Below are 23,376 nucleotides of genomic sequence, written 5' to 3'. Positions count from 1 at the left end.
GCTTCACGGCGATCAGCACCCCGGCCGCGGCGACCGCCGCGGCGGCGACCACCGACACCGCGACGGCCAGGCCCCGCCGGTTGCCGGGCGGCTTGGGCCCGCCGGGCCCGCCGGGCAGCGTCTGGGCGCCCCACGGCGGGGGCGGCGGCTGGTAGGCCGGGTGCTGCTGGGGCGCGTACGGCGACGGGAACTGCTGCGGGGGATGCTGCGGATACTGCGGTCCCCCCGGCTGCTGCGGATACTGCGGTCCCCCGGGCTGCTGTTCTCCTGGCCACATGGCTCGAAACACTAGGGGTTGCGGCCTCCCGGTTCCATGGATCGCGCCATTACCAGCTGGTAACATCCGGCCATGTCCGAGAACCAGCCCCAGATAGCCGAGCTCCTGACGGCCACCGTGCCCATGGTCCGCACCCTGAACCTCGAGTACGAGGAGACCACCGCCGAGCGCGCGGTGCTCCGCCTTCCCGACCAGGCCGATTACCACAACCACGTCGGCGGCCCCCACGCGGGCGCCATGTTCACCCTCGCCGAGTCCGCGAGCGGTGCCATCGTGCTCGCCGCCTTCGCCGACCAGCTCTCCCGCGCGGTGCCTCTCGCCGTCCGCGCTGAGATCTCCTACAAGAAACTCGCCATGGGCCCGGTCACCGCCACCGCCGAACTCGGCCGCCCCGCCGCCGAGATCGTCGCCGAACTCGACAAGGGCGAGCGCCCCGAGTTCCCGGTCACCGTCGCGATCCGGCGCGAGGACGGCGCCGTGACGGGCGAGATGTCGATCGTGTGGACCCTGCGGCCCAACTCCTGACGCACGGGGGCCCCGGGGTGGGCCACCCCACAGGCACGGGAACCGCGCCGGGCCGTACGTCGGATACGCTGCAACGACGTGCGCGCCCGGCGCACCGGCACCCGACCGCCCCAGGGGAAGGAAGCGGCCTTGCACGTCCAGGAGTGGCTCGGGACGATCCCGCCCGTCAGCATCTATCTGCTGGTGGCCCTCGTGATCGGTGTGGAGAGCCTGGGCATCCCCCTGCCGGGCGAGATCATCCTCGTGAGCGCGTCGCTGCTCGCCTCGCAGGGACATGTCAATCCATGGGTGGTCGGCGTCTGCGCCACGGCCGGGGCGATCGTGGGCGACTCCATCGGCTACGCGATCGGCCGCCGCGGCGGACGTCCGCTGATGGACCGGCTCGGCCGGCGCTTCCCCAAGCACTTCTCTCCCGGCCACATCGCGACCGCCGAGGCGTCCTTCGAACGCTGGGGCATGTGGGCGGTGTTCTTCGGGCGCTTCGTCGCGCTGCTGCGGATCTTCGCCGGGCCGCTGTCCGGTGTGCTGCGCATGCCGTACTGGAAGTTCCTCGTCGCCAACGTCCTCGGCGGCATCGTGTGGGCGGGCGGCACGACGGCCGTCATCTACTACGTGGGCATCGTCGCCGAGCCCTGGCTCAAGCGCTTCTCCTGGGTGGGCCTGGGCGCGGCCGTGCTGATCGGCCTGGCGTCCTTCCTCGTCGTACGCCGCCGGGCCAAGGCCGCCGCGGCCGCCGTCGTGGAGCCCGCCGAGGAGACGGTCGCGGCGACGGCCGAGTGAGCCGCCGGGCTCAGCCCGCGGCGTCCGCCGTGAACGCGGCGCGGTGCGCACTGGCCAGCTGCACGTAGTGCTCGGCGTTCAGCCGGACCATCTCCCGCTCCTCCGCCGTCAGTTCCCGCCGCACCTTGGCCGGCACCCCGGCCACCAGCGAACCCGGCGGCACGCGCATGCCCTGCGGTACGAGGGCGCCCGCCGCCACCAGCGAACCCGTCCCGATGCGGGCGCCGTTGAGCACCGTCGCGCCCATGCCGACCAGCACGTGGTCCTCCACGACGCAGCCGTGCACCACCGCGTTGTGCCCGATCGTGACGCCCGCGCCGATCACCGCCGGGAAGCCCGGATCGGCGTGGACCGTCGCGTTGTCCTGCACATTGCTGCCCGCGCCGAGGCTGATCGGCGCGCAGTCGCCGCGGAGCACCGCGTGGTACCAGGCGCTGGCGCCTGCCGCCATCGTGACCTCGCCCAGCACCACCGAGGTCGGCGCGGCGAAGGCGTCCGGGTCGACGCGGGGCGTGTGGCCGCCCACGGCCGCGATCAAGGCTCTCTCCGTCATGGAGATCACCGTAGCCCCGCGATTGCGGTGATCGCGGGGAGGGTAGCGCCTACAGCGTGCTGAAGTTCTCCGATGATGTGATCGCCGCGCTGGAGTCGGGCGCCCCGGTCGTCGCCCTGGAGTCGACGATCATCTCCCACGGCCTGCCCCGCCCCCGCAACCTCGAGGTCGCCCGGGAGCTGGAGGCCGCCGTACGGGACGGCGGAGCCGTGCCCGCGACCATCGCGGTCCTCGACGGCGTGCCGCGCGTCGGCCTGGACGACAAGGAACTGGAGCGCGTCGCCCACGACGAGCGGATGCGCAAGCTCGGCCACCGTGATCTGCCCGTCGCCCTGGCCACCGGCGCCGACGGGGCCACCACCGTCTCGGCCACCGCGTTCCTGGCCGCCCGTGCCGGACTGCGCTTCTTCGCCACCGGCGGACTCGGCGGCGTGCACCGCGGCTGGACCCACGAGCAGGACGAGTCCGCCGACCTGCGCCTGCTCGCCGAGACCCGCATCACCGTGGTCTGCGCCGGGGTCAAGTCGATCCTCGACGTCGCCGCCACCCTGCAGCGGCTGGAGACCCTCGGCGTCACCGTCGTGGGCTACCGGACCGGGGAATTCCCCGGCTTCTACCTCAGCCGCTCCGGGCAGCCGGTCGACTGGACGGTGGGCACGCCCGAGGAGGTCGCGGCGGTCATGGCCGCCCAGGACGACCTGTGCGGGCCGCCCGCCGCGATCGTCGTCGCCAACCCCGTGCCGGAGGAGGAGCAGCTCGACCCGGAACTCCACGACCGCGTCCTGGCCGAGGCGCTGGACGCCGCCGAGCGCGACGGCGTGACCGGCCAGGCCGTCACACCGTTCCTCCTCGGCCGGCTCGTCGAGGGCACCGCGGGGGCCAGCCTGGAGGCCAACCTCGCCGCGGTGCGCGGCAATGTGCGCCTGGCCGCGCGGCTCGCCGTCGCGTGGTCCGAACGCGGCACACATCACACCTGATCGACCGGCCGCGCACCACGGCCCTCGGTACCGTGAGCGGGTGCCGAAAAACGAGAACCTGTTCTCCCCGTTGGGGGCCTGGCGCCGGCGCGCCACCTCCCGCCTGGTGCACCGCGGCTGGCGCTGGGTCCAGGGCGCCGGAGCGGTGACCGCGGACCGTCCCGGGCCGCTGCGCTTCGGCCGCATCGGCACCGGAACCCGGCTGGCGTTCCCCCAGGGCACGATCTTCGGCGAGCGCTGGATCCACCTCGGCGACTACTGCATCATCGGTGAACAGGTCACCCTCACCGCGGGCATGATGCCCGGCCTCGACCTCGGCCCCGACCCGGTCGTCCGGCTGGGCGACGGCGTCGTCCTCGGCCGCGGCAGCCATGTCATCGCCTCGCGGCCGGTGGTGTTCGGGAACGACGTCTACTGCGGTCCGTACGTCTACGTCACCAGTGACAACCACTCCTACGACGATCCCCACGAGCCCATCGGCCGGCAGTGGCCGCGTTCCGCGCCCGTCGAGATCGGCTCCGGAAGCTGGCTGGGGGCGGGCGCGGTGATCCTGCCCGGAGCCCGGATCGGGCGGAACGTGGTGGTCGCGGCGGGGGCGATCGTCCGGGGCGAGGTCCCCGACCACTCGGTGGTGGCGGGCGCACCGGCGCGCGTCGTGCGGCGCTGGGACCCCGAACGCGGCTGGGAGCCCCCGCTGCGCACCCCCGCGCCGATGCCGGTGCCCGCGGGGGCGACGCACCAGCAACTCGCCGCCCTGGCCGCGCTCGTCGAGCTCGAACCGGAGGGGTGACCGCCGCCCCGCACGGCGTGCGCGGGGGCGGTGTCCCCCCGCGGCTGTCCGTTCTCCGATCGGCGGCGCGTCCGGCGGGGCGGGTTTGTTAGCGTGCCGGACATGCGCGCACCCATCGGCACCTTCACCGACGTCTCTCCGGCCCTCGAACGGCTCGACCTCCTGCCGGAGCCCGTCGCCGCGGTCCTCACCGCCTGGCACGGGGAGGTGCCGGCCGAGGAGGTGCTGCTCGTCGACACCGACCCCGAGAAGGCGGACACGGCCGTCTTCGCGGAGACGTACGGCGTCGGCATGGACCAGTCGGCCAACTGCGTGGTCGTCGCCGGCAAGCGGGGCCAGGACGTGACCCTGGCCGCGTGCGTGGTGCTCGCGACCACCCGGGCCGATGTGAACGGCTTCGTCCGGCGTCATCTCGGTGTGCGGAAGGCCTCGTTCGCGCCCATGGACACCGCGGTCGGCGAGAGCGGCATGGAGTACGGCGGCATCACCCCGATCGGGCTCCCCGCCGCGTGGCCGCTCCTGGTCGACGCGGCGGTCACGGACACGCCGTACGTGATCATCGGCAGCGGCCGGCGCCGCGGCAAGTTGCTCCTGCCGGGCAAGGCGCTGGCCGCGCTGCCCGGCGTCCAGGTCGTCGAGGGACTGGGCGTCCCGGCGTGACCGAGTTGCTGGCGCGCCTGGAGCGGTACTACGACGCGGTGCCCCGGGCGGCCGCCCGCGCCGAGGACTTCGGCCCGCTGACGCTCTTCGTCCGGGAGGGACTCGGCTGGCCGTACTACGCCCGCCCCACACGGGACGCGGACGGGCGGGTCGGCCGCGCGGACGTGGACCGGGTGCGGGAGCGGCAGCGGCGGCTCGGTGTTCCCGAGTGCTTCGAGTGGGTGGCGGAGACGACGCCCGCGTTGCGCGAGGCGGCGGAGGCCTCGGGCCTGCTCGTGCACGCGCACCCGCTGATGGTGCTCGACCCCGGGGCGGCCGGAGCCGTCGCCGCGCCCGTCGACGGCGTGGACGTCCGGGTACTGGCGCCCGGCGACCCGGCGTTCGCGAGCGCCCTCACGGTGCCCCACCTGGCCTTCGCGCACCCCGGCACCGCGATCGGCCCGGCCGGGACGTCCGAACTGGACGTCGCCCGGGTGCTGCACGCCGCCCCGGCCGCCCTCGCGGCGGCCGAGGCACGGGTCAGGGACGGGCTGACCGTGCACGCGGCGGCGGTGGACGGCACGACCGCGCTGTGCGCGGGACAGTACAACCCGGTCGGCGAGGTGTGCGAGATCGTCGGCGTCGGGACGCTGCCCAGCGCCCGCCGCCGCGGCCTCGCGCTCGCCGTGACCTCGGCGCTCGTCCGGCACGCCCGGGCGCGGGGACTGGGCACGGTGTTCCTGTCCGCGGGCGACGAGGACGTGGCCCGTATCTACGCCCGCGTCGGCTTCCGCCGGGTGGGCACGGCCCTCATCGCGGAGCCCCCGGCCGGCTGAGGTCCAGCGACAGCGGTATGGAGTGCTCGGCGAAGCCCAGGCTCCGGTACAGGGACTCCGCCTCGGGCGTCGCGTGCAGGTCGACCCGCGTGACGCCGCGCTCGGCGAACCACGCGAGCAGCGCCCCCGTGGTCGCCCGCGCGTGGCCCAGGCCCCGGTAGCGGGGATCGGTGCAGACGCTGAAGACGAAGCCGAACCGCCCCTCGGGGTGCGCGGGCGCGGGCAGCCGCTCCTCGATCCGCCCCACCGCGCACGCCGCCAGATGCGGCCCGCCGCCGGGGTCGCCGTCGACCACGAACGCGCCCATCGCCCGCGCGGCACCGCCGGCGAGCTGCTCCCGGGCCCGCTGCTCGGCCGCGGCCTCCCACGCGCCCGGTTCGTCCCGGCCGCTCATGGCCAGGAACATCAGCCGGCGCAGGCGCACCAACTCGGCGGCGTCCTCGGGGCGGGCCGGGCGGACGACGGCGTTCGCCGTCATCCGAGACGGGGGATCTCGATCGCCGGGCAGCGGTCCATCACCATGACCAGGCCCGCGTCCTTGGTGCGGGCGTACGCCGCCTCGTCGATCACGTCCAGCTGGAACCAGACGCCCTTGGCACCGATCGCGACGGCCTCGTCCGCCACCGCGCCGGCGAGGTCGGAATTGACGAAGACGTCCACGACGTCGACAGGGAAGGGGATGTCCGCCAGCGAGGCATAGCCCTGCTCGCCGTGCACGGTCTCGGCCTTCGGGTGCACCGGCACCACGCGCTTGCCGAAGCGCTGCAGCACGCGGGCCACGCCGTAGGCGGCGCGCGAGGTGTTGCTGGACAGGCCCACCACGGCCCAGGTGTCCCCGAGACCGGTCAGCAGCTCACGTACCGCCGCGTCGTCTTCGTGCACGTCGTCCTCCCTCGGACCTGAGGCCGTTCCCAGCCCTCCGCAGCAGTCAACCAGAGGGGCCGCACGGCCATTCCCGTAGGGTGGCGGGGTGGTGGAGCGGTATCTGACGATCGGGCGCGCGGGCGTCCACGAGAGCGAGATCAAGCGATCCCGCTTCCTGTGCGCGCTGGCGCCGGTGTCCAGCGAGGCGGCGGCGCAGGAGTTCATCGCCCGCGTCCGCCGGGAGCATCCCGGCGCCAGCCACAACTGCTTCGCGTACGTCATCGGCGCCGAGGGGCGGGTGCACAAGGCGGGCGACGACGGCGAGCCCGGCGGCACCGCGGGCACCCCCATGCTGCAGGTCCTGCTGCGCCGCGAGATACGGGACGTCGTCGCCGTCGTCACCCGCTACTACGGCGGGATCCAGCTCGGGGCGGGCGGACTGGTGCGGGCGTACGGCGGCGCGGTCTCCGCGGCACTGGACGAGCTCGGCACCGTCGAGCGGCAGAAGCTCGCCCTTGTCACCGTCGTCGTCGACCACCAGCGGGCCGGCCGCATCGAGAACGACCTGCGGGCCGCGGGCCGAGCGGTGCGCGGGGTGGCCTACGCGGCCGACGTCCGCATCGAGCTCGGCGTGCCCGAGGAGGAACTGGACTCCTTCCGCGGCTGGCTCGCCGACGCCTCCGCGGGCTCGGCCGGCATGGAGGTCTCGGGCAGCGCCTACGTGGACGTCTAGGCCCGGTCGTCACATGGGCGCCGGCCGCCCGGAGGGCTGGCCCCGCGTCGGCGGCTGCCGCTGGGGTGCCCCCAGGTGCGGCGCATCGCCAGGCGGAGAGTTGCCGTGCCGGGCGCCGCGGGGTGGGGGCACCCCTCACCCCCGCTGGGGGAGGGAATGTGACGACCGGGCCCGGCCCGCCGTCAGGTGCGCGGTCGCGGCGACGGCCACGACGGACAGGCCGTCCAGGGCGGTGATCGCGCAGGACGGGAGGCCGTCGCGCATCAGGGCGGCCGGCACCGCGGCGTCACCGATCACCGTGCGCAGCAGGTCCACGGTGACCCCGCCGTGCGCCACCAGCGCGACCGGGCCCGGCGTTCCGGCCAGGACGACCAGGCAGGCGCGCAGGCGTTCCGCCGCGGCGCGGGAGGAGTCACCGCAGGCGGGCAGGAAATCCCGGTCCTCCACGGTGGCCGCCCAGTCGCTCAGGAAGTCCTCCGCGGACCGGGAGGAGTCCCAGTTGATCCGCTCGCGCAGCCGGGAGTCCTCCTGGACGGGCAGGCCGGTCCGGTCCGCGATGGCGGCGGCGGTCTCGCGTGCACGGCGCAAGGGGCTGCTGAGGAGGGCGCGGACACCGGCGTGGTGCAGCCGGTCGGCGGTCCTGGCGGCCTGCAGGCGTCCCGCCCCGGTCAACCCGGGGTCCCCGGGGAGGCGTTCCTTCTCGGCGTGCTGCACCGGATGGAAGACGGTCATGCCCGCAGGGTGACGGTTCGGCGGGGCGGCCGCCACCAATGGACGCCGGTCTCACTCGGCGGTGAGCTCGCTCAGCTGCTCGGCGGCGGTGATGTTGCCGGCGTTGGCGAGGCGGCGGAGTTCCTCCAGGTCCTCGTTCTCGGTGGCGAGTTCGACGACCAGGTCGGCCGCGTCGCTGTTCCCGGCGTCCGCGAAGGTGCGGAGCAGGTCCATGTCGCCCTGCTCGGCGGCCAGTTCGATGAGCTGGTCGATCGCGTCGCTGTCGCCCGCCTCGGCCAGCGTGCGGAGTCCGGTCGGAAGGTAGTCGGTCATGACGCTCTCTCCTTGGTGTCCTTGGAGTCCTCGGTGTTCGTCCGGCGTGGGCAGGGTACTCGCGGCCCGCGGGGCGGCGCGGTGCGCGCGCCTCTCCGCGGGGGCGTGGTGGCCCGCGGGCCCGGAGCCGGTGTTCCCCCGGTCACGGGCTGGCCGGCAGGGCGTCGCGGAGCGGCTCGGTGCGCCGGGTGCGGCCCGGACCGGTCGGCGTCACGGCTTCATGACCAGCGTGACCTTGCCCTGGAGCGTGGCCCGGACGTAGCAGGTGCGGTGGCTGTCCACGCGGTACAGGGACATGTAGCGGTCGTGGTCGATGAGACCGGATTCGACGATCAGATACTGGTTCTCGGGGTGCGCCACCCCGCAGTCCTTCTCGGCCCGCTTCATCAGAACGGGCAGGGCGTCCCAGTTGACGGAACCGAGTTCGATCAGGGCGTCGTCGGGGTCGACGGTGCCGCCCGACCCCCAGGCGCCGGTCGTGCCGTCCCGGTAGACGGAGCTGTCGTAGATGGTCCTGTCGGACCTGGTGGGGGCGGAGAAGGTCGCGAAGTCCGGGTACAGGGTGAGCCTCAGCACCTTGGTGTCGCCCGAGACCCCCCGTACGACGCCGGCCATGGAGCGGCCGCCCGCCACGCTGAGCAGTGTCCCGGCGGCCGCGGTCTCCGGGGAGGACGGCTGGGACGCAGGACCGGACGTCGGTCCGGAGCGGGAGCCGGGGGACGAGGCGGATCGTGTCGGCGAGGCGTTCGCGTCGCCCCCGCCGTGGAGGTCCGGGACCAGCGTCCACAGCAGGACGCCCGCCAGGCCGACCGCCGCGACGGAGGACACCGCGGCCACGGCACGCCCTCGGCGGCCCGCAGGGGCGGCGGCCGGCCGCGGCGGGTACGTCGCCGGGGGCGGCCCGAAGCCGGCGGGCACCGCGTCGACCGGCGGCGCCGCCAGGCGGGGCGCGGGCGAGCCGGCGGGCGCCGCCCCGGTCCCGGTCTCCGCCTCGGCGAGCATCCGGTCGAGGTGCCCGGCGCCGGGCCGCGCGGCCGCGTCCCGTACGAGCAGCGCGGCGAGCACCGGGGCGAGCGGCCCGGAACGCGCCGCCGGCGGGAGGGGCTCGTCGAGGACCGCGACGAGGGTGGCGATGCTGGTCTCACGGCGCAGCGGATGGACGCCCTCCACCGCGACGTACAGCATCATGCCGAGCGACCACAGGTCGGAGGCGGGGTTGCCCTCCTCGCCGCGGATCCGCTCGGGGGCGATGTACTCGGGAGAGCCGATCAGGCCGCCGGTGGTGGTGAGCCGGGGGGCGTCGCCGAGCGTGGCGATGCCGAAGTCCGTGAGCACCGGGGTGCCGTCGGGCCGCAGCAGCACGTTCGCGGGTTTCACGTCGCGGTGGTGGACCCCGACCGCGTGCGCGGCGCGCAGCCCGGCGAGGACGCCGCGCCCGATGCGGGCCGCCTCCCGCGGCGCCAGCGGACCCCGGGCGATCAGGTCCTGGAACGTGCCCCCGGTGACCAGTTCCATGACCAGCCACGGGTGGGCGAGGTCCGTTCTGTCCACGATGTGGTGGATCGTGACGACGTTGGGGTGGTGCACCCGGGCCAGCGCGCGGGCCTCGCGCAGCACGCGCTCCCGCAGCTTCGCCGCCGCCTCGGGGTCGGAGGTGGCCAAGTCCGGATCGGACGGGCGGACTTCCTTCAGCGCGACCTCGCGGTGCAGGGCGGTGTCCCGGGCCCGCCACACCAGGCCCATGCCACCGCCGCCGAGCCGTTCCAGCAGTTCGAAGCGGTCGTCGACCAGGGGGACGGGGGGTCTGCCGGAGTCGCTCGCCGTCATGGCGGTCATGGTACGGGCCGCCACCGACGGCCGTGGCGGTGTCGTGACCGGTATTGCCCGGATTCGGACTCCCGCGCCGCGTTGTCACTGGTGGCGGATAGCCTGATCGGCGAAGCGCATGGGAAGGGTGGGGACACCGGTTCTCCTGCGGAGGATGCGGGACGAGAGCCGGAGGAGCGGAACATGCGGGCGGGAGAACCGCGGTGAGGCTGCTGCACACCTCCGACTGGCATCTGGGGCGGTCCTTCCACCGGGTCGGACTGCTGGACGCCCAGGCGGCGTTCGTCGACCACCTGTTGGCCACCGTGCGCGCGGAGGACGTCGACGCCGTCCTCGTCGCGGGGGACGTGTACGACCGGGCGCTGCCGTCGCTGCCGGCCGTCGAGCTCTTCGACCGGACCCTGCACCGGCTCGCCGACCTGGGCGTGCCGACGGTGATGATCTCCGGCAACCACGACTCGGGCCGCAGGCTCGGCGTCGCGTCCGGCCTCATCGACCGCGCCGGCATCCACCTGCGCACCGACCCGGCGGGCTGCGCCACCCCCGTCGTCCTCGCCGACGCGCACGGACCGGTCGCGCTGTACGGGCTGCCTTACCTCGAACCCGCCCTGGTGCGCGAGGAGTTCGCGATGGAGCGCGCCGGGCACACCGAGGTGCTGTCGGCCGCCATGGAGCGCGTGCGCGCCGACCTCGCCGCCCGCCCCGCCGGTACCCGCTCGGTGGTCCTGGCGCACGCCTTCGTGGCGGGCGGCACGCCCAGCGACAGCGAACGCGACATCACCGTCGGCGGTGTCGCCGCCGTGCCCGCGGGGGTCTTCGACGGCGTCGACTACGTCGCCCTCGGCCATCTGCACGGCTCCCAGACGATCACCGAGCGGGTGCGCTACTCCGGCTCTCCGCTGGCCTACTCCTTCTCCGAGGCCGACCACCGCAAGAGCATGTGGCTGGTGGACCTCGGCGCCGACGGCTCCGTGACCGCGGACCGGATCGACTGCCCCGTGCCGCGGCGGCTGGCCCGGATCCGCGGCCGCATCGAGGACCTGCTGGCCGACCCCGCCCGCGAGCGCCACACGGACGCCTGGGTGGAGGTCACCCTGACCGACCCGTACCGGCCGCACGACGCGATGGCCCGCCTGCGCGAGCGCTTCCCGCACGCCCTCGCGCTCGCCTTCGAGCCCGAGCGGGTGGACGACGACCCCCTCGCCTCGTACGCCGAGCGCCTGCGCGGCCGGACCGACCGCCAGATCGCCGAGGACTTCGTGGCCCACGTACGCGGCACCGCCCCCGACACCGCCGAACGGGCCGTCCTGCGCGACGCCCTGGACGCGGTCCGCACCGACGCCGCCCGCGCGGAGACCGACTGATGCGTCTGCACCGCCTGACCCTGACCGCCTTCGGCCCCTTCGCCGGCAGCCACACCGTCGACTTCGACGAGCTGTCCTCGGCCGGGCTGTTCCTGCTGCACGGCGCGACCGGCGCCGGCAAGACCTCCGTGCTGGACGGCGTCTGCTACGCCCTGTACGGCGGCGTTCCCGGCAGCCGGCCCGGCAACCGGCTGCGCAGCGACCACGCCGGTCCCGACACACCGACCGAGGTCGTCCTGGACCTCACCGTCGGCGGCCGGCGGCTGGAGGTCACCCGGCGCCCCGAGCAGCCGCGCCCGAAGAAGCGCGGCAGCGGCTTCACCATGGAGAAGGCCGTCACGCTGCTGCGCGAGCAGTCGGCGGGACAGTGGCGCGCGCTCAGCAAGTCCCACCAGGAGGCGGGGGAGGAGCTGCTGCGGCTGATCGGCATGAGCCGCGAGCAGTTCTGCCAGGTCGTGCTCTTGCCGCAGGGCGAGTTCGCGACCTTCCTGCGGGCCACCGCCACCGACCGCGCCGCCCTGCTCGGGAAGCTCTTCGACACCCGGCGGTTCAAGGCGGCCGAGGAATGGCTCAAGGCGCAGCGGAACGCCGCCCAGTCGCGGGTGCGGGAAGGCGACGACGAGCTGCTGCGGCTCGCCCACGGGATGCAGCAGGCCGCCGGCGACGGCTCCGAACGCCTGGAGGACTGGCTGCCGGAGGGCGCGGGCGCCGGGCATCCCGACTTCGCCCCGCACGTGCTGCAGTGGGCGGCGGTCCTGCGGGCGACGGCCCACGAGCAGGCCGCCGTCTCCGACCTGGCCACCACCGCGGCCGAGACGGCGCATGCCGCGGCCCAGCGCGCGGCCGAGGACGTGCGCGAACTGCACACGCTCCAGCGGCGGCACGCGGCGGCCATGCGCCGCGCCGCCGCCCTCGAGGAACAGAGCGAGGTCCGTGACAGCGAGGAGGCGGTGCTGGAGACCGCCCGCCGGGCCGAGACCGTGGGGCCCGCGCTGGAACTGCGGGACCGCGCCGCCGTCCGGCACCGTCGCGCGGCCGAGCAGGAGCGCGCCGCCCGCGCGGACCTGCCCGCGGAGCTCACCGGCGCCGGTGCCGACCAGCTCACCGCGTACGGGAACGGACTGCGCGAGGAACTCGGCGGCCTCACCGAGGCCGGCCGCGCCGAGCACCGCGCGGCCGAACTCGTCGCCGAACGCGCCCGGCTGGAGCGCGAGACCGGGGCCGACGAGCAGCTGATCGCCGACGCCGGTGCCTGGCTGGAGGACTGGGAGCGGGTACGTCTCGGGCACGAGCGCCGTATCGACACCGCCCAGGCCGCCGCGACCCGCGCCGCCGAGCTGGCGGGCACTCTCGACTCCTCCCGCCGCAGGCTGAGCGCCGCCCGTGAACGCGATGCCCATGAGAGGGAGTTGGGCGCTGCCGAGGAGCGCCTGCGGGCTGCGCGGGAGGCCGCCGCCGACGCCCGCGAGCACTGGCAGGACGTCCGCGAGGCGCGCATCAACGGCATCGCCGCCGAACTGGCGGCCCGGCTCCGGGACGGCGAGGGATGCCTGGTCTGCGGCGCCACCGAGCACCCGCACCCGGCCCGGCCCTCGGACCGGCAGGTCGGCCGCGCCGAGGAGGAGGCCGCCCAGACCGCCCACCAGGAGGCCGCCGACGCCCGCGAGAGCGCCCAGGCAGAGGTCGCCCGCGTCACCGCCGCCCGCGACGCCGCCGCCACCGAGGCGGGACGGACGCCCGAGGCCGAGCTGGCCGCCGCCCACGCCGAACTGGAGCGCGCCTGCCGCGAGGCGTCCGCCGAGGCCGCCGCGCTGCCCGAGGCCCGGCAGGCCCTCGACCGGGCCGTCGCGGAGCACACCCGGCGCACCCGGCTGCGACACGAGGCCGAGAGCCGGGTCGCCTCCGTCACCTCCCGCCGCGAGGTGCTGGACCAGGAGCACAGTGCGCTCACCGGGCAACTGGCCCGCGCGCGCGGCGCATTCGCGACCGTCGCCGAACGCCGCGACCGGCTCGCGGAGCAGGCCGAGCGGATCGCGGCCGCGCCCGCGGCCGCCCGCGCCGAACAGGACACCGCCCGTGCGCTCAAGGACGCCGACGCCGACCTCGCCGACGCCGCCTACCGCGCCGGGTTCGACACTCCCGAGGCCGCCGCCGCGGCGCTGCTGCCGTCGGCCGAGGTGCAGCGGCTGCGTCAGCGGGCGGAGGAGCGCCGCCGCGAGGAGGCCGCCGTCACCGCGGAACTGACCGCACTGGACGTGGCGGAGGCGGCCGGGCTGCCGCCCGCCGACCCCGAGGGCGCCCGGCGCGCCGTCGAGGACGCCACACACAGGCTGCGCGGGGCCACGGCCCGTCAGGACGCGGCCCGCAGCACCTGCGCCGCCCTCGACCGCCTCGGCGCCGCCGCGCTGACCCGTACCCGCGAACTGGCCCCTGCCCGCGCCGAGTACGCGCGGCTGCGCCGGCTGGCCGACCTGGCCACCGGCGCCGGCGAGAACACGCTGCGGATGGAGTTGGAGACCTACGTGCTCGCCGCCCGCCTGGAGCAGGTGGCGGCCGCCGCGAGCGTTCGCCTGCAACGGATGTCCTCCGGCCGGTACACGCTCGTCCACACCGACGCGCGGGCCTCACGGGGCGTCAAGTCGGGCCTCGGCCTGATGGCCGTCGACGCCTGGACGGGTACCGAACGCGACACGGCCACCCTGTCCGGCGGCGAGACCTTCTTCGCCTCCCTCGCCCTGGCGCTCGGCCTCGCCGACGTCGTGACCGACGAGGCGGGCGGGGCCCGGCTGGACACCCTCTTCATCGACGAGGGCTTCGGCAGCCTCGACGAGCAGACCCTCGACGAGGTGCTGGACGTGCTCGACGGGCTGCGCGAACGGGACCGCGCGGTCGGCATCGTCAGCCACGTCGCCGACCTGCGGCAGCGCATCCCCGCGCAGCTCCAGGTGGTCAAGGGGCAGGGCGGTTCATCCCTGCGCCACCGCGCGGCGGGCGAGCGGTGAGGAGTAGACGACGCTCGTCGTCACCGAACCGAGCCCGCCGATACGGCCGGTGACCTCCTCCAGGTGACGCATCGAGCGGGCGGTGACCTTCATGACGAAGCAGTCGTCGCCCGTGACGTGGTGCGCCTCCAGCACCTCGGGCGTGGAGGCCAGCAGGTCGTGGAACGGCTTGTAGTTGCCGTGCGGGTAGCGCAGCCGTACGAAGGCGAGGATCGGACGGCCGATCCGGTCGAGGTCGATCACCGCGGAGTAGCCGGTGATCACCCCGGCCTCCTCCAGCCTGCGTACGCGCTCGGTCACGGCGCTGGCCGACATGGCCACCGCCCTGGCGAGCTCGGCGTAACTGGCCCGCCCGTCGCGCTGCAGGGCGTCCAGAATGCGCCAATCGGTCGCGTCAAGGGATTCCACGGTCATGGACGGTGTCTAGCAGGGGATTCCCCGGCAGGACAAGCGCGGTGCCGGGGAACGTGCCTTCCGGGTGGGGACTCCCGACCGTAGATTCCTGACCATGACACAGACCTCCGCACGTCCCGGAAGCCCGGTCGCCCCCGGTACCGACAACCCCGTGCTGCGGGTGCCGCCCGCCGTGCCCTCCGAGGCCGCGGCGTACTTCGCCGCGAGCCTCGCCTTCCACGCCGACGTCGCCGATGTCGCCGCGGCGCTGGCCGCTGCCGCCACCGGCGCAGACCCGGGCTTCGTGCTCATCGACTCCCGCTCCACCGAAGCGTGGGAGCAGGGGCACGTTCCCGGCGCCGTCCACCTGCCGACCGGCCGGATCCCCCGAGAGGCGCCCGCCCTCCTCGACCCCGCGGTCCCGGTCGTCGTCCACTGCTGGGGCCCCGGCTGCAACGGCGCCACGCGTGCCGCGCTCGCGCTGGCCGAACTCGGCTACCAGGTGAAGGAGATGCTCGGCGGCATGGAGTACTGGATCCGCGAGGGCTTCGCCTACGAGACGGCCGCGGGCGATGAGCGACGCCCCGCCGACCCGCTCACGGCCCCCGTCGCCGCGGGCGACTGCGGCTGCTGAGCCGCCGTTCCGGCGGCGGGTGGACGTGGCGGGTGCCGACCACGCCTGAGCGCGGCCGTTCGGGCGGCCCGTCGGGGGAACGGCGGTTCCGGGTGCTGCGCGGTGGGGCCGGCCTGTCATGCCGGGGAGTTCCATCGTGCGGCGGACGCGGCGGGTGTCGAAGCCGGCGGACAGGTCCGGGCGGCACGGACGGGAGCAGCCGCGGGCCGAGGTCCGGGCCTCGGCCCGCGGCTGCGCGTGCGGCGTTCAGGGGCGGCGGATGCGGCGGGTCGCAGGCAGCGTGCCCAGTCGGGTCAGGATCCGCCGCCCGAGTGAGGCGTCCGGCGGCGCGTCACGCACGTCACGCACGGCCGGGAGGCCGCGACCCCGGCAGCCGCGACCGGAATCTCGTCCCGCCGCTGCCGACGTGCCCTTCAGCGGACGACGGAGGCGACGGGCCGCCGGAAGCGTGCGTCGGGCGGTGCGGGCTCCGCCGCCGGGGCGGCGGCGCGCAGCACCACGTCGAGCACGGCGTCCTCGTCGCAGGCGTAGTGCCCGCTCGCCCAGGCCGCGTTGGCCTCGACCACGGCCCATTTCCCCGCGACGCAGCCGACGTCGACGACGATCGCGGAGGGCAGTTCGGGCACCCCGGGCGCGAACAGGCGTGCGGCGAAGTCCAGGACCTCGTCCCGAGCGGGGTCGGCGTCCAACGGCGCGACGTCCAGGTCGCCGCCGGTCGCGTACCGGCTGCCCGTCAGCACCTCCCCGTCGCACAGGAAGAGCCGGTACTCCGCGCCGAAGGTGACGATGTCGCTGACCAGCACCGGTACGTCGTCGTCCACCGCGTCCGGGCCCGGCAGTCCGCTGCCGTCCCGGTGGACCCGGGCCGGGAAGCTCTTGTCGTTGGGCGGCTTGACGAAGGCCGGCCGACGCAGGCGGCGCGCTTCCGCGACAGTGGCGAAGGCGATATGACGCCGTGTCAGTTCCTGGGGCAGGCGGGCGAGCCAGTCGGCGTCCGCCTCCAGCAGGGCCAGGCGCAGATCGCCCGCGACCGCGTCGGCGAACAGCGGGCCGGCGTACAGGGACGGTCCGGGCACGTCCATCAGCTCGGCCGGCACGCGCCACTCCCGCAGGGTGTGCACGGGGATGCCGCGCCGGTGCGCGGCGGACGCCAGCGCACGGCCGGTGGCCGTGGTGCGGGGCGAGAGGAAGAGCGTACGGGCCGAGGTGTTCACGGTCGTCGATGATGCCCCGGGGAAGCGCCCGGCGACACCCGTTTACCGGCCGGTCAGGCGGCGCGCAGCCGCAGTTCGTAAGCCCGCTGCGCGTCGCGGTCCGCGACCCGCCCGAAGCCCGCGCGCTCCAGCACCCGTTGCGACGGCCGGTTCGCGGGGTCGGTGGTGGCCAGCACCGTGCGCACCTCGGCGCGGGTGAGCGCCCAGTGCGAGATGACGCGGACGGCGTCGGTGGCCCAGCCGGCGCCGCGCGCCGACTCCGAGAGGTCGTAGCCGATCTCGACGACCCTGTCGTCGACGGACGGCGGGCCGTGGAACCCTATGCCGCCGAGGGCGAGGCCGTCCTCGGACCGCTGGATCACGAACAGTCCCCACCCGGGCGCGTAGACCCCCGCGGCCGCCGCGATGGTGATCATCCCCGCGGCGATGATCGTGCCCTCGCCGGGACCGCCGTCGATCCACGACAAGCCGGCCGGTTTGCCGTCGGCGAGCCGGGCCGCCTCCTGGGGGAGCTGTTCGCGCAGGACGATCCGGCCGTGGGTGAGCACCAGGCGGCCCTCGTCATGGCAGGCGTGCGGGATCATCGGGTGGCACCGTTCTTTCGGGGACCGGCAGTGCCGCGGACGCGGCGCGGGCGGCGTGGACACGGGTCGGAAGGCGCTCTGCGGCCGCCCCGGTCGGGCGGCCGGGACGTCCTGCGGAACCCACGGGTCCTGCGGACGCCGGGTACCCGGACGGCGTCCGTCCCCGCCGCCGCGGTCGCGTCGCGACGGCACGGCGGATCCGCGCAGAAGTCGAGCAACACCCCCATATGGGCAGCCTATCCGCCCCGCGTCCCGTCAACAGGGCGTTACCGGACAGTCACTCGACGGAATCCGCCACACCGCTTCAGGCCGCCGTCCGGCGGCGGTACGGGACCGCCGCCGGACGGGAACGGTCAGAGCCGGGACAGCTCGTCCACGAGGTCGTCCAGGCCCAGGGAGCCCTGGGACAGCGCGGCCATGTGCCAGGCCTTGGCGTCGAAGGCGTCGCCGTGGGCCGCTCGGGCGGCCGCCCGGCCGGCGAGCCAGGAGCGCTCGCCGAGCTTGTAGCCGATCGCCTGGCCGGGCATGCCGAGGTAGCGGATGATCTCGCTGTCGAGCATGGCGGCGCTGAGCCCGTTGTACGCACCGAAGAAGTCGCGGCCCAGCTCCGGGGTCCAGGTCTCGCCGGGCCGGTACGGGCTGTCGTCCGGGATGCGCAGTTCCAGGTGCATGCCGATGTCGAGGATCACGCGGGTGGCGCGCAGCATCTGGGCGTTGAGGTAGCCCAGGCGGCGGCCCGGGTCGGTGAGGAAGCCGAGTTCGTCCATGAGGCGCTCGGCGTACAGGGCCCAGCCCTCGGCGTTGGCGCTGACCTGGCCGAGGGTCGCCTGGTAGCGGGAGAGCCGGTCGGCGACGTAGGCCCACTGGGCGAGCTGGAGGTGGTGGCCGGGGACGCCCTCGTGGTACCAGGTGCTGACCAGGTCCCAGACCGGGAAGCGCTCGCGGCCCAGCGTCGGCAGCCAGGTGCGGCCCGGCCGGGAGAAGTCGAGCGAGGGCGCGGTGTAGTAGGGGGCGGCGGCGCTGCCGGGCGGGGCGATGCGGGACTCGACCTGCTTCACCGGATCGGCGAGGTCGAAGTGCGTGCCGTCGAGCGCGCTCATGGCCTCGTCCATGAGGGCCTGCAGCCACTCGCGCACCGCGTCGACGCCCTCGACGGCCTCGCCGTGCTCGTCGAGGTGGGCGAGCGCCTCCATGGGGGTGGACCCGGGCAGCACCTTCTCCGCCTCGGCGCGCATCTCGGCCTCGATACGGCGGAACTCCTCCCAGCCCCAGGCGTAGGCCTCGTCCAGGTCGAGGTCGGAGCCGGTCCAGTAGCGCGCCCAGGTGGCGTAGCGCTCCCGGCCGACGGCGTCGGATGTCCCCTCGACGGCGGGGGCGTAGGTGTCGCGCAGCCAGTCGCGCAACGCGGCCACGGCGCCGGTGGCCAGGGCGGCGCCCGCGTCCAGGTCGGTACGCAGCGACTGCGGGCCGTCCTTGACGAACTGGGTGAACCAGCTGCCCGCCTCGTCCTCCAGCCACTCGCCGAGCTGGACGACGACGGTGGCGACCTGGCGCGGCCCGGCCGGCAGCTTGCGGTCCAGGCCCTCCTCCAACGAGGCCCGGTAGCCCGCCAGGGCCTCCGGTACCGCCCGCAGCCGGGCGGCGACGGCGGCCCAGTCCTCGTCGGTCTCGGTGGGCATCAGCATGAAGACGCCGCGGACGGAGTGCACGGGGGAGTGCAGGTTGCTGACGGCGCGCAGGTTCTCGCCGGCCTCGTGGACCGCCAGTTCGGCGGTGAGCCGCTCGCGGAGCAGCCGGGCGCAGCGACGCTCGTCGTCGTCCGGCACCTCGGCGGCGTCGAGGGCGGCCAGGGTGCGCCGGGCCAGGTCCGCCTGGGCTTCGTGGCCTGCCGGTGAGAAGTCGGGGAGCCGGTCCTGCCCGGTCCGGACGCCCAAATACGTGGCGGTGATGGGGTCGAGTTCGGCGGCCGCGTCGACGTAGGCGTCGGCGACCGTGCGGGGCAGTGCGCTGCTGGTGGTGTCGGACATGGTCACATCCTGGTACGGAGCGCCCTGCCGCGTCATCACCATTGCGGATCATATTGCTGACGCGGGCGGGAGCAGCGGCCCGCAGTCCCAGTGCTGGAAGATCAACCGGGTCTCGACGCGGGCGACTTCGGGACGCGAGGTGAACTCGTCGACGACCAGGCGCTGGAGGTCGCCGGTGCTCGCGACGGCGACGTGGACGAGGTAGTCGTCCGGTCCGGTGAGGTGGAAGAGCGACCGCGACTCGGCCAGCGCCCGCACCCGGTCCACGAACGGGCCGATCAGCTCCCGGCGGTGCGGCCGGACCTGGACCGACAGCAGCGCCTCCAGGGGCCGTCCGAGCCGGGCGGGGTCGACCCGCAGCTCGTGGCCGAGGATCACCCCGGTGCGGCGCAGCCGGTTGACCCGGTCCAGACAAGTGGAGGGCGCGACCCCGCAGGCGGCGGCGAGGTCACGGTAGGTCGTCCGGGCATCGTTTTGCAGCAGGCGCAGAATTTCCAGGTCGACCGGATCCAGAAGCACAGAATCGGACACCGGCCGAAATTAACACGGGCGATCACCACTACGGACCGGTAGCTGTTCAGCATCGGGCCATGGACACGACAGCCCAGCACTCATCCCGTTCCCGTGCCCTCGCCACCGAGGCCGTGCACGCGGGCCGCGAGGACCTCACGGACCTCGGCCTGCACGCGGTCCCCCTGGACCTGTCCACCACCTACCCGTCCCGGGACAGCCGTGCCGAGGCCGCCCGGCTGGACGACTTCGCCGCCACGGGCGCCGCGCTGCAGGGGTCGCCGGTCTACTCGCGGCTGGACAACCCCACCGTCGCGCGCTTCGAGACGGCGCTGGCCCGCCTGGAGGGTGCCGAGGCCGCGGTCGCCTTCGCCAGTGGCATGGCCGCGTTCACCGCCACGCTGCTGGCCCGCGCCGCCATGGGCCTGCGCCACGTGGTGGCCGTGCGCCCGCTGTACGGGTGCAGCGACCACCTGCTGACGGGCGGGCTGCTGGGGACCGAGGTGACGTGGACCGACCCGGCCGGCATCGCCGACGCCATCCGGCCCGACACCGCCCTGGTGATCGTGGAGACCCCGGCCAACCCGACCCTGGCCGAGGTCGACCTGCGCGCGGTGGCCCACTCCTGCGGCACGGTGCCGCTGCTCGTCGACAACACCTTCGCCACGCCCGTCCTGCAGCGCCCGCTGGAGAGCGGTGCCCGGATCGTGCTGCACAGCGCCACCAAGTACCTCGGCGGGCACGGCGACGTGCTGGGCGGGGTCGTCGCCTGCGACGAGGAGTTCGCCCGCGTGCTCCGCAAGGTGCGCTTCGCGACCGGCGGCGTGCTCCACCCGCTCGCCGGGTACCTGCTGCTGCGCGGGCTGTCCACGCTGCCGGTACGGGTGCGGGCCGCGTCGGCGACGGCGGCCGCCCTGGTGGAGCGGCTGACGGCGGACCCGCGGGTGGCGCGGGTGCACTACCCGCGGATCGGCGGCGCCATGATCGCCTTCGAGGTGCAGGGCGACCCGCACGAGGTGATCGCCGGGGTGCGGCTGATCACCCCGGCGGTCAGCCTCGGCAGCGTCGACACCCTGATCCAGCACCCGGCCTCGATCAGCCACCGCATCGTGGACGAGGACGACCGGCAGGGCGCGGGCGTCAGCGACCGGCTGCTGCGGTTGTCGGTGGGGCTGGAGGACCTCGACGACCTGTGGGACGACCTGGACCGGGCGCTCAGCGCAGCGGAGCGCTCGCCTCGGCCGGCGACAGCGTCGCGGTGATGACCAGCGTGCCGTCCTCGACCTGGTAGTCCAGCGGCAGGGCCAGGCGGCGCATCGTCGCGATCATCCCGGTGTTGGTCGCCCGGGTCACCGCGTACACGCGCTCGCACTCGGCCTCGACGGCCTGGGCGACCAGTCGGCGCAGCAGTTCCAGCCCGATGCCGCGGCGCTGCCAGGCGTCCTCGACGAGCAGTGCGACCTCCGTCTCGTCGCCGTCCCACAGCAGGTGGGCGAGGGCGACGACGCGCCCGGAGACCGTCTGGACGGCGAGGGTCTGGCCGAAGCGCGGGCTGAGCAGGTGGTTCAGGTAGCGGTCCACGTCGGAGACCGGGCCGTGGTACCGGTGGGCCAGCGTGGCCGGTGAGCAGCGCTCGTGGAGTTCGCGGGCGGCCGCGAGGTCCTCGGGGCCGGCGCGCCGGACGGTGATCTCGTTGCCCTCGGGCAGGGTCAGGACGTCCCGTTGCTCGGGGACCCGCACGCCCAGCCGGTCGTCCAGCTCGACGAGGGCGCGGGCGCGGGCGAACTCGGTCGGGGTGAAGGGGAGATAGGGGCGTTCCACGGTGATCGTCCCTCCGGCGGGGTCGCGCAGCCGCATGACGGTCTCCTGCAGGGTGTCCTCGGCGAGGTCGCCGCCGGGCCGGCCGGGCGGGGTGGACCTTATGGTGCAGCGTCCGAACAACTGGCGCAGCGCCAAAGGGAGTTCGGCCGCGTCCATCGCGGTGCGCGTGGCCAGGGTCAGCATCCGGGTCGGAGTGTCGACGAGGTCGTGGGCGTCGGCCCGCTCGATCCAGGTGTCACGGCCGCCGGCGGCGCCCGCGGCGCGGGTCAGTTCCCCTGCGGGCAGGTCCGCGGGGGCGCGCAGCAGGAACTCGTCGACGGTCCCGTCGGTCAGCGGGTGCGTCTGCAGGGTCAGGATGTCCACGGCCCGGGCGGCCAGCGCCGTGGTCACGGCGGCAAGGCTGCCGGGCGTGTCGCGCACGGTGGTCCGCATGCGCCACAGCGTCGTCCCGGCGTCCGGACCGGTGGCGGCGGCGGAGCCTTCCCCCAGCTCCGCCGCCCCGGTACCGGCGGTACCGCCGTCCGGTGGCGCATGGCTGTGGCGGCGCGCCCACCACGTGTGGAACCCGGCCGTCGCGATCAGGGCGGCGGCCGAGGCGCACAGCAGGACGGGGCCGTCCGGGCCGTGCCCCACAAGGTTGGCGATCAGGTCGGCCGTCGCCACCGCGACGAAGAGCGCGGCGAGCTCGACGACGTCGCGCCGCCAATGATGGCGATGCCGACGGGGGTTGGTCGTGGCATACGTCAGATCTGGCATGCAAACACCATGCCGAAGACGTGTTGCGCGATCACGAACGCGTTGTGACCGACGGGTAAAGGGTGTCCCATGTCGGTTAACTCCCCTTTTCAATAGTTTCATCCTGCGACAATCGGCGCAGGCACCGTCCGTACCGGCGTGCGACGACACGCTGAGTGACGTGTCCCAAGGGGCCCAGTAGACCCATGTACCACGTGGCGGGTCTACTGAAGGCCGTGACATCCAGCCACACGGAGCCGTCCGGTTCCCGGCGGACGACGAACGACTCCTCGCCGCGTTCCGGGTGGCCGGCGAGCGTTCCGTACGCGAATCCCGCCCGCTCCGGACCGTGTTCGGCCCACACCACCTCGCACGGCGCGCTCAGCGGGCCGATCCGCAGCCGTACGCGCACCCCCGGTGCGGCGTCCGGGGTGCCCGCGGGGACCCGCAGCCCTGTCGCACGGTGCATGCGCCAGCCGAACAGGGCCCGCTCGGCCGCCGCGTACACGTCCGGGCCGTCGCCGAGCCGCGTGCGCTCCCGCAGCCGCCGGAAGCCGGGCGGGAGCGCCGCGCCGGGGTCCCGGGTGATGCCGACGTGGTCGTAGGTGAGTCCGTTCGTCACGGCCCCATATGTACCGCCCGGTGCGGTGCGCCGCCCCGACGAGGCGCGAATTCGCCCTCTTGCCTGGGGGATTTGCGAATGCCAACGCCCTAAGGTCCGGGCCGGCCAGCGGGCCGGCCCAGCGGCGCGCGTCGCGGAACGACCCGGTCGCGGAGGTCTCCACGACCATGCGCCCCGGACGGTCCGAGCGCACCCACACCGAACCGCCCGTCGCCGTCACGTCACCGCTCTGCACGCCGGACGTCGCCGCCGGCCGCCCCGAGAGGGCCGGCGCGGGAGCGGCCACCGTCGCCGGCACCAGTAACGCCCCCGATGCGGCGAGACCGCCCCGCAGCACTGCGCGCCGCCCGACGCCGCTCTCCGTTCCGTGTCCCGTCCTGACCTCCGAAGTCCGTGACCGTGTGGGCCGTTGAGTGTCCGTCACCGTTCCTGCTCGCGCCGTGTGCCGTCGGTCCGAACGACCGGTGAAAAACCGCCCGGCACCTCGTCGTCGCCGACGCCGGCCGACTGCGCCCCGCCGGTCCGCACGCCGGCACGCGCCCACGGAAACCGCTGGTCGTCCCGGATCGCACAGCCGTACGATGTGCGGCATTCGGCGGCCGCGATCACCAGATCGCCCAACCCG

Annotated in this window: 25 protein-coding genes and 1 pseudogene; 11 read left to right on the top strand and 15 right to left on the bottom strand. The window is 74.8% G+C overall.

The window, feature by feature from the left end:
* Positions 1-277: pseudogene (locus PV364_RS16475) on the bottom strand (hypothetical protein); the annotation flags it as partial.
* Positions 278-349: 72 nt separating this feature from the next.
* On the opposite strand from PV364_RS16475, the gene PV364_RS16470 reads away from it, so the two are divergent.
* Positions 350-802 carry a DUF4442 domain-containing protein gene (locus tag PV364_RS16470; RefSeq protein WP_319660738.1) on the top strand — a complete coding sequence of 151 codons (453 nt, stop codon included), beginning with the start codon at positions 350-352 and terminating at the stop codon, positions 800-802.
* Positions 803-931: 129 nt separating this feature from the next.
* Positions 932-1,582 carry a DedA family protein gene (locus PV364_RS16465; protein ID WP_319660737.1) on the top strand — a complete coding sequence of 217 codons (651 nt, stop codon included), beginning with the start codon at positions 932-934 and terminating at the stop codon, positions 1,580-1,582.
* A gap of 10 nt (positions 1,583-1,592) precedes the next feature.
* On the opposite strand, the gene PV364_RS16460 is transcribed toward PV364_RS16465, so the two are convergent.
* A complete protein-coding gene (locus tag PV364_RS16460; protein ID WP_319660736.1) occupies positions 1,593-2,135 on the bottom strand; it encodes a gamma carbonic anhydrase family protein in 543 nt (180 codons plus the stop codon).
* A gap of 56 nt (positions 2,136-2,191) precedes the next feature.
* Here PV364_RS16460 and PV364_RS16455 point away from each other — a divergent pair, with 56 nt between their 5' ends.
* The 4 genes from PV364_RS16455 (at position 2,192) to PV364_RS16440 (ending at position 5,377) form a co-directional block, all read left to right on the top strand.
* On the top strand, positions 2,192-3,112 hold the full coding sequence (locus tag PV364_RS16455; protein WP_319660735.1) for a pseudouridine-5'-phosphate glycosidase: 921 nt from the start codon (positions 2,192-2,194) through the stop codon (positions 3,110-3,112).
* Positions 3,113-3,152: 40 nt separating this feature from the next.
* The gene (locus tag PV364_RS16450) at positions 3,153-3,902 is read left to right on the top strand and encodes an acyltransferase (RefSeq protein ID WP_319660734.1); all 750 of its coding nucleotides are present in this window, start codon (positions 3,153-3,155) and stop codon (positions 3,900-3,902) included.
* A gap of 102 nt (positions 3,903-4,004) precedes the next feature.
* On the top strand, positions 4,005-4,562 hold the full coding sequence (locus tag PV364_RS16445; protein ID WP_319660733.1) for a YbaK/EbsC family protein: 558 nt from the start codon (positions 4,005-4,007) through the stop codon (positions 4,560-4,562).
* Entirely contained in the window at positions 4,559-5,377 is an 819-nt protein-coding gene (locus PV364_RS16440) for a GNAT family N-acetyltransferase (RefSeq protein WP_319660732.1), read from the top strand. Before PV364_RS16445 ends, PV364_RS16440 begins: the two co-directional genes overlap by 4 nt.
* Here the strand turns inward: PV364_RS16440 and PV364_RS16435 are convergent.
* Positions 5,352-5,855 (bottom strand): GNAT family N-acetyltransferase, encoded by a 504-nt coding sequence (locus tag PV364_RS16435; RefSeq protein WP_319660731.1) that lies wholly within the window; start codon positions 5,853-5,855, stop codon positions 5,352-5,354. The two genes, PV364_RS16440 and PV364_RS16435, sit on opposite strands and share 26 nt — an antisense overlap.
* The gene (locus PV364_RS16430) at positions 5,852-6,259 is read right to left on the bottom strand and encodes a CoA-binding protein (protein ID WP_319660730.1); all 408 of its coding nucleotides are present in this window, start codon (positions 6,257-6,259) and stop codon (positions 5,852-5,854) included. Before PV364_RS16430 ends, PV364_RS16435 begins: the two co-directional genes overlap by 4 nt.
* 88 nt (positions 6,260-6,347) lie before the next feature.
* Here PV364_RS16430 and PV364_RS16425 point away from each other — a divergent pair, with 88 nt between their 5' ends.
* Positions 6,348-6,974: a YigZ family protein gene (locus PV364_RS16425; protein ID WP_319660729.1), complete on the top strand. Its 627-nt coding sequence runs from the start codon at positions 6,348-6,350 to the stop codon at positions 6,972-6,974.
* 135 nt (positions 6,975-7,109) lie between these two features.
* Here the strand turns inward: PV364_RS16425 and PV364_RS16420 are convergent, their stop codons facing one another.
* The 3 genes from PV364_RS16420 to PV364_RS16410 all read right to left on the bottom strand — a co-directional run bounded on the left by PV364_RS16420 (position 7,110) and on the right by PV364_RS16410 (position 9,854).
* Complete coding sequence (locus PV364_RS16420) at positions 7,110-7,706, bottom strand: histidine phosphatase family protein (protein ID WP_319660728.1); 597 nt, start codon at positions 7,704-7,706, stop codon at positions 7,110-7,112.
* Positions 7,707-7,757: 51 nt separating this feature from the next.
* Positions 7,758-8,018 (bottom strand): hypothetical protein, encoded by a 261-nt coding sequence (locus tag PV364_RS16415; RefSeq protein ID WP_319660727.1) that lies wholly within the window; start codon positions 8,016-8,018, stop codon positions 7,758-7,760.
* 210 nt (positions 8,019-8,228) lie between these two features.
* Positions 8,229-9,854 carry a serine/threonine-protein kinase gene (locus PV364_RS16410; RefSeq protein ID WP_415924562.1) on the bottom strand — a complete coding sequence of 542 codons (1,626 nt, stop codon included), beginning with the start codon at positions 9,852-9,854 and terminating at the stop codon, positions 8,229-8,231.
* A 194-nt stretch (positions 9,855-10,048) separates the two neighbouring features.
* Between PV364_RS16410 and PV364_RS16405 the strand changes: the two genes are divergently transcribed.
* Together PV364_RS16405 and PV364_RS16400 are read left to right on the top strand one after the other, a co-directional pair.
* Positions 10,049-11,209: an exonuclease SbcCD subunit D gene (locus tag PV364_RS16405; protein WP_319660725.1), complete on the top strand. Its 1,161-nt coding sequence runs from the start codon at positions 10,049-10,051 to the stop codon at positions 11,207-11,209.
* Positions 11,209-14,211 (top strand): SMC family ATPase, encoded by a 3,003-nt coding sequence (locus tag PV364_RS16400; RefSeq protein ID WP_319660724.1) that lies wholly within the window; start codon positions 11,209-11,211, stop codon positions 14,209-14,211. The genes PV364_RS16405 and PV364_RS16400 overlap by 1 nt, the downstream gene beginning before the upstream one ends.
* Here PV364_RS16400 and PV364_RS16395 read toward each other — a convergent pair.
* Entirely contained in the window at positions 14,176-14,625 is a 450-nt protein-coding gene (locus PV364_RS16395; RefSeq protein WP_319660723.1) for an Lrp/AsnC family transcriptional regulator, read from the bottom strand. The genes PV364_RS16400 and PV364_RS16395 overlap by 36 nt on opposite strands.
* Positions 14,626-14,719: 94 nt before the next feature.
* Here PV364_RS16395 and PV364_RS16390 point away from each other — a divergent pair, with 94 nt between their 5' ends.
* Complete coding sequence (locus PV364_RS16390) at positions 14,720-15,238, top strand: rhodanese-like domain-containing protein (protein WP_319660722.1); 519 nt, start codon at positions 14,720-14,722, stop codon at positions 15,236-15,238.
* Positions 15,239-15,651: 413 nt separating this feature from the next.
* Here PV364_RS16390 and PV364_RS16385 read toward each other — a convergent pair whose 3' ends face one another.
* The 4 genes from PV364_RS16385 to PV364_RS16370 all read right to left on the bottom strand — a co-directional run bounded on the left by PV364_RS16385 (position 15,652) and on the right by PV364_RS16370 (position 19,594).
* Positions 15,652-16,452 carry an ATP-grasp domain-containing protein gene (locus PV364_RS16385; RefSeq protein WP_319660720.1) on the bottom strand — a complete coding sequence of 267 codons (801 nt, stop codon included), beginning with the start codon at positions 16,450-16,452 and terminating at the stop codon, positions 15,652-15,654.
* A gap of 53 nt (positions 16,453-16,505) precedes the next feature.
* Positions 16,506-17,036: a GNAT family N-acetyltransferase gene (locus tag PV364_RS16380; RefSeq protein WP_319660719.1), complete on the bottom strand. Its 531-nt coding sequence runs from the start codon at positions 17,034-17,036 to the stop codon at positions 16,506-16,508.
* Between the two features lie 353 nt (positions 17,037-17,389).
* The gene (locus tag PV364_RS16375) at positions 17,390-19,063 is read right to left on the bottom strand and encodes a DUF885 domain-containing protein (protein ID WP_319660718.1); all 1,674 of its coding nucleotides are present in this window, start codon (positions 19,061-19,063) and stop codon (positions 17,390-17,392) included.
* A gap of 48 nt (positions 19,064-19,111) precedes the next feature.
* On the bottom strand, positions 19,112-19,594 hold the full coding sequence (locus tag PV364_RS16370) for an Lrp/AsnC family transcriptional regulator (protein WP_319660717.1): 483 nt from the start codon (positions 19,592-19,594) through the stop codon (positions 19,112-19,114).
* Between the two features lie 59 nt (positions 19,595-19,653).
* Between PV364_RS16370 and PV364_RS16365 the strand changes: the two genes are divergently transcribed.
* Positions 19,654-20,835: a trans-sulfuration enzyme family protein gene (locus PV364_RS16365; protein WP_319660716.1), complete on the top strand. Its 1,182-nt coding sequence runs from the start codon at positions 19,654-19,656 to the stop codon at positions 20,833-20,835.
* Here the strand turns inward: PV364_RS16365 and PV364_RS16360 are convergent.
* The 3 genes from PV364_RS16360 to PV364_RS16345 form a co-directional block, all read right to left on the bottom strand.
* Positions 20,789-22,150, bottom strand: coding sequence for a GNAT family N-acetyltransferase (locus tag PV364_RS16360; RefSeq protein WP_319660715.1), 1,362 nt, complete (start codon positions 22,148-22,150; stop codon positions 20,789-20,791). The two genes, PV364_RS16365 and PV364_RS16360, sit on opposite strands and share 47 nt — an antisense overlap.
* 76 nt (positions 22,151-22,226) lie before the next feature.
* Positions 22,227-22,751 (bottom strand): DUF1990 domain-containing protein, encoded by a 525-nt coding sequence (locus PV364_RS16355; RefSeq protein WP_319660714.1) that lies wholly within the window; start codon positions 22,749-22,751, stop codon positions 22,227-22,229.
* Positions 22,752-23,171: 420 nt separating this feature from the next.
* On the bottom strand, positions 23,172-23,372 hold the full coding sequence (locus PV364_RS16345) for a hypothetical protein (RefSeq protein ID WP_319660713.1): 201 nt from the start codon (positions 23,370-23,372) through the stop codon (positions 23,172-23,174).
* Positions 23,373-23,376: the final 4 nt, after the last annotated feature.

This window comes from Streptomyces sp. MI02-7b (genome assembly GCF_033793585.1).
Classification (GTDB): Bacteria; Actinomycetota; Actinomycetes; order Streptomycetales; family Streptomycetaceae; genus Actinacidiphila.
The sequence above is the reverse complement of the archived record's forward strand: the minus strand, read 5'-3'. Positions and strand labels throughout refer to the sequence as shown.

Coding starts and splice junctions, on each gene's coding strand:
- PV364_RS16470 (WP_319660738.1), top strand. CDS start 350: ATGTCCGAGAACCAGCCCCAGATAGCCGAGCTCCTGACGGCCACCGTG.
- PV364_RS16460 (WP_319660736.1), bottom strand. CDS start 2,135: ATGACGGAGAGAGCCTTGATCGCGGCCGTGGGCGGCCACACGCCCCGC.
- PV364_RS16445 (WP_319660733.1), top strand. CDS start 4,005: ATGCGCGCACCCATCGGCACCTTCACCGACGTCTCTCCGGCCCTCGAA.
- PV364_RS16435 (WP_319660731.1), bottom strand. CDS start 5,855: ATGACGGCGAACGCCGTCGTCCGCCCGGCCCGCCCCGAGGACGCCGCC.
- PV364_RS16420 (WP_319660728.1), bottom strand. CDS start 7,706: ATGACCGTCTTCCATCCGGTGCAGCACGCCGAGAAGGAACGCCTCCCC.
- PV364_RS16415 (WP_319660727.1), bottom strand. CDS start 8,018: ATGACCGACTACCTTCCGACCGGACTCCGCACGCTGGCCGAGGCGGGC.
- PV364_RS16410 (WP_415924562.1), bottom strand. CDS start 9,854: ATGACCGCCATGACGGCGAGCGACTCCGGCAGACCCCCCGTCCCCCTG.
- PV364_RS16400 (WP_319660724.1), top strand. CDS start 11,209: ATGCGTCTGCACCGCCTGACCCTGACCGCCTTCGGCCCCTTCGCCGGC.
- PV364_RS16395 (WP_319660723.1), bottom strand. CDS start 14,625: ATGACCGTGGAATCCCTTGACGCGACCGATTGGCGCATTCTGGACGCC.
- PV364_RS16390 (WP_319660722.1), top strand. CDS start 14,720: ATGACACAGACCTCCGCACGTCCCGGAAGCCCGGTCGCCCCCGGTACC.
- PV364_RS16380 (WP_319660719.1), bottom strand. CDS start 17,036: ATGATCCCGCACGCCTGCCATGACGAGGGCCGCCTGGTGCTCACCCAC.
- PV364_RS16375 (WP_319660718.1), bottom strand. CDS start 19,063: ATGTCCGACACCACCAGCAGCGCACTGCCCCGCACGGTCGCCGACGCC.
- PV364_RS16365 (WP_319660716.1), top strand. CDS start 19,654: ATGGACACGACAGCCCAGCACTCATCCCGTTCCCGTGCCCTCGCCACC.
- PV364_RS16360 (WP_319660715.1), bottom strand. CDS start 22,150: ATGCCAGATCTGACGTATGCCACGACCAACCCCCGTCGGCATCGCCAT.